Origin of the sequence: Bradyrhizobium sp., assembly GCF_035484855.1 — a bacterium.
In the GTDB taxonomy this organism is placed as follows: domain Bacteria; phylum Pseudomonadota; class Alphaproteobacteria; order Rhizobiales; family Xanthobacteraceae; genus Bradyrhizobium.
The window spans coordinates 1-6,838 of record NZ_DATHOP010000014.1; the positions used below are offsets into that span (position 1 = coordinate 1).

At 64.1% G+C, this 6,838-nt stretch carries 9 protein-coding genes; 4 read left to right on the forward strand and 5 right to left on the reverse strand.

What is annotated here, in order from left to right; all coding sequences use genetic code 11:
* Window positions 1-887, forward strand: an 887-nt coding sequence (locus VK804_RS00975; RefSeq protein WP_325366851.1) for an ATP-binding cassette domain-containing protein, incomplete at its 5' end; no start/stop codon positions are given.
* Between the two features lie 49 nt (window positions 888-936).
* On the opposite strand, the gene VK804_RS00980 is transcribed toward VK804_RS00975, so the two are convergent.
* Both VK804_RS00980 and VK804_RS00985 read right to left on the reverse strand, forming a co-directional pair.
* Window positions 937-1,782 carry an NlpC/P60 family protein gene (locus tag VK804_RS00980; RefSeq protein ID WP_325366853.1) on the reverse strand — a complete coding sequence of 282 codons (846 nt, stop codon included), beginning with the start codon at window positions 1,780-1,782 and terminating at the stop codon, window positions 937-939.
* Window positions 1,775-3,157, reverse strand: coding sequence for a leucyl aminopeptidase family protein (locus VK804_RS00985; RefSeq protein ID WP_325366855.1), 1,383 nt, complete (start codon window positions 3,155-3,157; stop codon window positions 1,775-1,777). Before VK804_RS00985 ends, VK804_RS00980 begins: the two co-directional genes overlap by 8 nt.
* Before the next feature lie 157 nt (window positions 3,158-3,314).
* On the opposite strand from VK804_RS00985, the gene VK804_RS00990 reads away from it, so the two are divergent.
* Window positions 3,315-3,695 (forward strand): hypothetical protein, encoded by a 381-nt coding sequence (locus tag VK804_RS00990; protein ID WP_414642691.1) that lies wholly within the window; start codon window positions 3,315-3,317, stop codon window positions 3,693-3,695.
* Between the two features lie 28 nt (window positions 3,696-3,723).
* Here VK804_RS00990 and VK804_RS00995 read toward each other — a convergent pair whose 3' ends face one another.
* Window positions 3,724-4,014, reverse strand: a complete 291-nt coding sequence (locus VK804_RS00995; RefSeq protein WP_325366857.1) for a hypothetical protein — start codon at window positions 4,012-4,014, stop codon at window positions 3,724-3,726.
* Window positions 4,015-4,199: 185 nt separating this feature from the next.
* Here VK804_RS00995 and VK804_RS01000 point away from each other — a divergent pair, with 185 nt between their 5' ends.
* Together VK804_RS01000 and VK804_RS01005 are read left to right on the forward strand one after the other, a co-directional pair.
* Window positions 4,200-4,403 carry a hypothetical protein gene (locus VK804_RS01000; protein ID WP_325366859.1) on the forward strand — a complete coding sequence of 68 codons (204 nt, stop codon included), beginning with the start codon at window positions 4,200-4,202 and terminating at the stop codon, window positions 4,401-4,403.
* Between the two features lie 184 nt (window positions 4,404-4,587).
* Window positions 4,588-5,400 carry a tetratricopeptide repeat protein gene (locus tag VK804_RS01005; protein ID WP_325366861.1) on the forward strand — a complete coding sequence of 271 codons (813 nt, stop codon included), beginning with the start codon at window positions 4,588-4,590 and terminating at the stop codon, window positions 5,398-5,400.
* A gap of 259 nt (window positions 5,401-5,659) precedes the next feature.
* On the opposite strand, the gene VK804_RS01010 is transcribed toward VK804_RS01005, so the two are convergent.
* Window positions 5,660-6,634 (reverse strand): type II secretion system F family protein, encoded by a 975-nt coding sequence (locus tag VK804_RS01010; protein WP_325366864.1) that lies wholly within the window; start codon window positions 6,632-6,634, stop codon window positions 5,660-5,662.
* A 9-nt stretch (window positions 6,635-6,643) separates the two neighbouring features.
* Window positions 6,644-6,838, reverse strand: a 195-nt coding sequence (locus VK804_RS01015) for a type II secretion system F family protein (RefSeq protein ID WP_414642692.1), incomplete at its 5' end; no start/stop codon positions are given.

Here is a 6,838-nt window from a genome sequence, read left to right on the forward strand (position 1 = left end):
CGCAACACCCCTATACACGCGCTCTGCTGGCGGCCGAACCGAAGCCCGATCCGGCGCCGCCACGGCCGGAATCACCGGTGGTGATGTCGGCCGATGATCTGAAGGTATGGTTTCCGATCAAGCGCGGGCTGATGCGCTCCACCGTCGGGCACATCAAGGCGGTCGACGGCGTCAGCCTTACGGTGCGCAAGGGCGAGACGCTCGGCGTGGTCGGGGAATCCGGCTCCGGCAAGATCACGCTCGGGCTGGCGCTGCTGCGGCTGATCTCGTCCGATGGGCCGATCGTGTTCTTAGGTCACGATATCCAGGGCCTGCGCTTCAAGGCGATGCGGCCGTTCCGCCGCGACATGCAGATCGTGTTTCAGGATCCGTTCGGCGCGCTGAGCCCGCGGATGTCGGTCGGCGAGATTATCGCCGAGGGTCTTGCCGTGCATCAGCGCGCGTTGTCGCACGAGGAGCGCGAGACGCGGGTGATCAAGGCGCTGAAGGACGTCGGGCTCGATCCGGCGACGCGTTTTCGTTATCCGCACGAATTCTCCGGCGGCCAGCGCCAGCGCATCTCAATCGCGCGCGCGGTGGTGCTGGAGCCGAATTTCGTGGTGCTGGACGAGCCGACCAGCGCGCTCGACATGCTGTTCCAGGCGCAGATGGTCGACCTGTTGCGCGAACTGCAGCGCAAGCGCGACCTGACCTACATGTTCATCTCGCACGATCTGCGCGTGGTCGCCTCGCTGGCGAGCCATTTGATCGTGATGCGGGAGGGCAAGGTGGTGGAGGAGGGGCCGGCGTCGGAATTGTTCAAGTCGCCGAAGACCGACTACACCCGCGCACTGTTTGCCGCCGCGTTCCGGATCGAGGCCGCGCCCGGCGGCGCGGTGGCGGAATAGCGATTCTCACCTCTCCCGATGGGAGAGGTGAAGAGGGTGCCTCGCAAAATTACTTCAATCGCTTGATCGACGTAACCTCGCTGCCGGCCGTCTTGATGCGCGCGATTACCTCGCGCGTATTCTCGATCACGGTCGCCATGTGATGCGCGTTGGCGTGCACGATTGTCGTCGCGTCGCGGGCGATGGCGACATGGCGTTTCCAGAAGATGAGATCGCCCCGCTGCAGCTCGTTCGCCCCTGCCGGGCCGAGTTCACGGCCGAGCCCCTCCTCTTGCATGTCGCTGTCGCGCGGGCAGCCGGTGCCCGCGGCGTTCAGTGCGACCTGCACGAGGCCGGAGCAATCGATCCCAAAACTGCTCTTGCCGCCCCACAGATAGGGCGTGCCGACGAAGCGTTCGGCGACCGCGACGAAATCCGGCTCGAAACGGTCGCGGCTGCCGACATGGGCGCGCGGCAGGTACCAGCCCTCGCGCGTCACCGCGAACGGCCCGTCTTCGCGCTGCACCGTCACCAATAATCCCATCACTAGCGTCTCCACTGGCGGCAATTTGATCGAGGGACCGGGAAAGGCAAAGGTTCTGACGGCGGTGATCTTGTGCGCCGGCTGATCGGCCGGCTTTGCCAGCGCGCGATCGGGCAGCCAGCCGACATAGCCGTCGCCGTTCAATTGCCCCCAGGCAAAACCTTCGCCGTCGCGGTCATAGATGGTGACGCGCTCGCCTCGCAGCGCCTGCGTCAGCAGCATGGCCTCCGACGACGGAGCCTCGCGCAGCGGTGCGAGTGCATCGACAATCTCGAATTCCTCACCTTCGACGAAGCGCGCCGCCGCGATCTTGCCTTCGAGATAATTCGCGGCAAGGTCGGGCCGCGCCGGCGTCAGGCGTGGATCATCCATAGCGTTCGCCCAGCAGCTTATAGACCGCACGCGCGGCCTGGCATTCGCCGCCCTCGGGTCGGCCGGGCCTCGTGGTCGGCGTCCAGCCAAAGATGTCGAAATGCAGCCAGCTCTTGGCGCCCTCGACAAAACGTTGCAGGAACAGCGCGCAGGTGATCGAGCCGGCAAACGCGCCCGACGGCGCGTTATTGACATTGGCTGTCTTCGAATCGAGCCACGCATCATAAGGCGGCCACAGCGGCAATCGCCACACCGGATCGTTCTCCTCTCGGGCGCAGCGCGCCACATCGAGCGCCAGTGTCTCATCATCGGTGTAAAAGGGCGGTAAATCCGGGCCCAGCGCGACCCGCGCGGCGCCGGTGAGCGTGCCCATGTCGATCAGGAGATCGGGCTTTTCCTCAGCTGCCAGCGCCAGCGCATCGGCCAGGATCAGCCGTCCCTCGGCGTCGGTGTTGCCGATCTCCACCGTGAGGCCCTTGCGCGAGGGGAAGATGTCGAGCGGGCGGAAGGCGTTGCCGGAAACCGCGTTCTCGACCGCGGGGATCAGGACGCGCAGGCGAAGTTTGAGCTTCGCATCCATCACCATCTGCGCCAGCGCCAGCACATTGGCCGCACCGCCCATGTCCTTCTTCATGATCAGCATGCCGGCCGACGGCTTTAAATCGAGCCCGCCGGTATCGAAGCAGACGCCCTTGCCGACGAGCGTGACCCTGGGATGACCGGGGTCGCCCCATGAAAAATCGATCAGCCGCGGCGCACGCGGCGACGCCATCCCGACCGCGTGGATCAGCGGAAAATTCCGCCGCACCAGGTCCTCGCCGACGATGCAGCCGAACTGCGCGCCGAACCGCTCCGCGACCTGCTGCGCGGCGAGCGCCAGCTCTTCCGGTCCCATGTCGTTCGAGGGTGTGTTGATGAGGTCGCGCGCCAGCGTTGCGGCCTCGGCCATGCGCGTGATTTCGGCGACGTCGATGCCGTCGGGCGGCACCAATTTGACCTCGGGGGCATCGCTCTTCCGGTAGCGGCCGAAGCGATAGGCACCAAGCGCAAAGGCGAGCGTGGCAAGCCGCGCATCATGCGGCGCATTGGCGAAACGGTAGACACCCGGCGGCAACAGGCCGGGTAGCACACCGGGCCTGAACGGATCGCGGAATTTGGCGGTTGCCTCCTCGAGGCCGAACAGGACTTGCGCGATCTTGCCGTCGGCTGCGGGAAGCGTCAGGCACGCTCCCGGCCTGGCGGCAAATCCGTTGGCCAGCGCGAACTGCCGGGCCGTGCCGGGCAAACCATCGCAGATCGCCTCCCAGGTCGTCTTGGTCGCGAAGGTGATGGGAATGGCTGTTACGGCTGGAGCGGTCTCGAACGGGGAAGGCATGATGTTCTCTAGTCTGGAACGAAACGAGGGCGGGGAGTCAGGTCGGTAGCCTCGACAATGACGCCGAGGTGATTTGACCGTCAGCGTGACACAAATTTACGCTATTGGTAATGATGCTTGCCTGTGTTCGTACAGGCCGTAGAGGCGGGAGAAACCCATGGCACCTATCCGAACGGTTCTTCGCAATTTCGCGGCTCGCGGTTTAGCCGTCATCGCTTTACTCTGCATGGTCGCTCTCGCAACCGGGACGACAGCGCAGGCCCGCGGCGGCTTCGGCGGCCACGGTGGCTTTGGCGGTTTTGGCGGCCATGGGTTCGGCGGCCACGGTTTCGGCGGCTTCCGCGGCGGCGGGTTCGGGCCCGGCTTTGGTCTGGGCTATGGTCTGGGCTACTTACCCTACGCCTACTACGGTGGATACTATCCCTATTACGGCGGTTACTACCCGTACTACGGCGACGAGGGCGCTTGCTATGTGGTCCGGCAGCGCGTCATGACGCGCTATGGCTGGCGGTTACGCCGCGTCTCGGTCTGCGAGTGAATGCGGCTTGCGGCCGCTCGAAGATGCTCTAGCGGCCGCAATTCCAGACATTGCCGATCGGGGTCTGGGTCCAGCACGGACCGAAACCGCCGCCGTTCCAGCGCCCGCGATAGAAGCCCGGGCCGCCATACCAATAGACCCGCTGCGGATGTCGCGCCTCTTCCTGTTCGATCCGCTCCGGCGAGCGATAGCCGGGCAAAAATCCATAGCCATGCCAATGACGGGCCAGATGCTTGCCACGTACCGGCGCAGCAAGCGTTGCGGGAGCCGACAACAGCAGGATCGTCATCGCGATCGGACCGAACAGATATCGTGACATCAACGGCATTCCTTTCCGTTCAAATCCGTCGCTGCCCATGCACTACACCGTGTTCGGAAATCGTGATAGGCTGGGGCGATCACAAAATGGTCGGAGGCGCGTGCATCTCGTGCATCGACGGCGGTTCTTCAACCTCGGGCCGGTCGTTCAACTTCAAAAATCATTTTTTCTGAGTGGGGAGTGCGATGGACGCCTTGTGGGACATTGTCGTTGCGGTCGGCCATGTGTTCGAGCAGATCATCGGCTACGTTGAAACTCACCACTGGATTTTCGGATTCGGGGCGCTCGGTTATATCTTCTACCTGCATGACCGAAGTATTCACGCCCGCTTCGATGCGATCGACAAGCGGATCGATGAGATCCGCAAGCGTCTGGCCGCGGAATATTGACCGGGCGGGGGGCCCAGACCCCGTGGTGGCGTGAACGGCCCGATTGAAACCCTCCGTCACCGATGACGGTCCGCCGGCGGCTGCGGCCGGCCCTCCCGCGCGCGCATTAACCGGTCGTTAGGGTTAACAGCCTATTGCTGGTGCGGTCGGCTCGGTTCCATTCGCCTATCGTGAGTCAAGTGCCATGCGTCAGCCCTGCAGTCTCGCCCGGCTCCTTGCGTCCGTGGCCATGACGGCGATCCTGGCCGCTGGCCTCGGCGGTTGCGAGACCATGTCCGACGTCACCGGATCGATCACGTCGAAGTCCGAGGCGAGCCCCAGCCCCGACGCCGATCCGCGGCGCGCGGTGGACGTCTACGGCGAACGCTACCGTGCCAATCCAAAGGATCCCGATGCGGCGCTGGCCTATGGCCAGGCGCTTCGCGCCAGCGGGCAACGCGCCCAGGCGGTCGCGGTGCTCGAACAGGCCACCATCGCCCACCCCGGCGACAAGGCGTTGCTCGGCGGCTTTGGCCGGGCGCTCGCCGACAACGGCAATTTCCAGCAGGCCTTCGACGTCCTGACCAAGGCCCATTCGCCCTCCAATCCCGACTGGCGGATCCTGTCGGTGCAGGGCACCGTGCTCGACCAGATGGGCCGGCATGACGAGGCCCGCCGCTATTACGACACCGCGTTGAAAATCGTCCCCGATGAACCGTCGGTGCTGTCCAATCTCGGCATGTCCTACGTGCTAACGAAGGAACTGCCGAAGGCGGAAGAGATTCTCCGCCGCGCCTATGCCGGCGGCAAGGCCGATGCGCGGGTGCGGCAGAATCTGGGCCTGGTGATCGGCCTGCAAGGCCGCTTTGCCGAAGCTGAAACCATCGTCAAGGCGGATCTGCCGCCCGCCGAGGCGGCCGCGAACGTCGCCTATCTGAAAGAAATGCTGAACCGCAAGGATGGCCCGCGCGCCGGCAACGCGGCGATGCCGGTGGCGACCCTCAATCATCCGGATTGAACTGAACTGCGAAACGCGCTGAACGGCGCGGTCAAATCAAAGCAATGTCGTCGCCCGGCGCCCGTCCCCGACTTGATCGGGGATGACCGGGCGATCCAGTACGCCGAGACCTCTCGCATTGCGCAAAGTGGTTGCCGCGCGTGCGGCGATTTCCGCTAACAGCTCTGGAATACTGGGTCGCCCGGTCCAGGCCGGGCGGTGACACTGGTAAAATGCGGCGCATCAGCAAACTCATCCTGCCGCAGTTAAACCGCAGCGCTTACTGCATCGCGGCGACCTTGATGCCGGTCGGCCCCAGGATGACGACGAACAAGACCGGCAGGAAGAACAGGATCATCGGCACGGTCAGCTTCGGCGGCAAGGCTGCGGCCTTCTTCTCGGCCTCGTTCATGCGCATGTCGCGGTTTTCCTGCGCCATCACGCGCAGGCTCTGGCCGAGCGGCGTGCCGTAACGTTCCGATTGCTGCAGCGCCAGGCAGACCGACTTGACGCCCTCGAGCCCGGTGCGCCTGGCGAGGTTCTCATAGGCCACCTTGCGATCCTGCAGGTAGGACAATTCCGCCGTGGTCAGCGTGAATTCCTCCGACAGCGCAATCGACTGCGTGACGATCTCGGTGGAGACCTTGCGGAACGCGATTTCGATCGACATGCCGGATTCGATGCAGATCAGCAGCAGATCGAGCGCATCGGGAAAGGCGCGCTTGATCGAGAGCTGGCGCTTTTTGATCGCGTTCTTGAGGAACAGCATCGGCGCCTGCAGGCCGAGATAGGCGGCGCCGAGGCACATGCCGATCTTGACCGGAACGGTTTTTTCCATGTGCGAGATCACGAATACATACAGCACCGCCGCGACGAACAGCACGATCGGCGTCACCAGCCGGAAGAACAGAAAGGTGACGTAGGGCGCCTGGCCGCGATAGCCGGCCATGGTGAGCTTGTCGCGCGCGGATTCCTGCGCCAGCCATTTGGTGAGATTGAAATCCTCCACCACCCTGGAGACGAGTTGCTTCGGCGTCTGCCGCAGCGAGACCTTTTCGGACTTGGCGAGGCGGTCGCGCTCGCGCTGCCGGATGCGCTCGCGTTCGTTCGCCACTGCTTTCATGCGCTTGTCGAGACCCTCGCTGGCGAAAAACGGGATTATCAGCGTATAGGCCGTGGCGCTCACCGCGATAGCGGCGAGCAGCATGGTCATGAAGTGCGGATCGTGGATCTTGTCGACAAGCAAAGAGATCATGGGGCACCGTCAGAAGTCGAAATTGATCATTCTTTTCATCACGAAGATGCCGATGGACATCCAGACCACGCAACCGACCAGCATCAACTGTCCGGTCGGATGGGTCCACAGCAGCGAGATGTAGTCGGGGGTCGTGAGGTAGACCAGGAGCATCACGATCGGCGGCAGCGCGCCGATGATCCCCGCCGAGGCCTTGGCCTCCAT

Excerpts from the sequence above, each read along its gene's own strand:
- VK804_RS00980 (WP_325366853.1), bottom strand. The coding sequence starts at position 1,782 with ATGGATGATCCACGCCTGACGCCGGCGCGGCCCGACCTTGCCGCGAAT.
- VK804_RS00985 (WP_325366855.1), bottom strand. The coding sequence starts at position 3,157 with ATGCCTTCCCCGTTCGAGACCGCTCCAGCCGTAACAGCCATTCCCATC.
- VK804_RS00990 (WP_414642691.1), top strand. The coding sequence starts at position 3,315 with ATGGCACCTATCCGAACGGTTCTTCGCAATTTCGCGGCTCGCGGTTTA.
- VK804_RS00995 (WP_325366857.1), bottom strand. The coding sequence starts at position 4,014 with ATGTCACGATATCTGTTCGGTCCGATCGCGATGACGATCCTGCTGTTG.
- VK804_RS01000 (WP_325366859.1), top strand. The coding sequence starts at position 4,200 with ATGGACGCCTTGTGGGACATTGTCGTTGCGGTCGGCCATGTGTTCGAG.
- VK804_RS01005 (WP_325366861.1), top strand. The coding sequence starts at position 4,588 with ATGCGTCAGCCCTGCAGTCTCGCCCGGCTCCTTGCGTCCGTGGCCATG.
- VK804_RS01010 (WP_325366864.1), bottom strand. The coding sequence starts at position 6,634 with ATGATCTCTTTGCTTGTCGACAAGATCCACGATCCGCACTTCATGACC.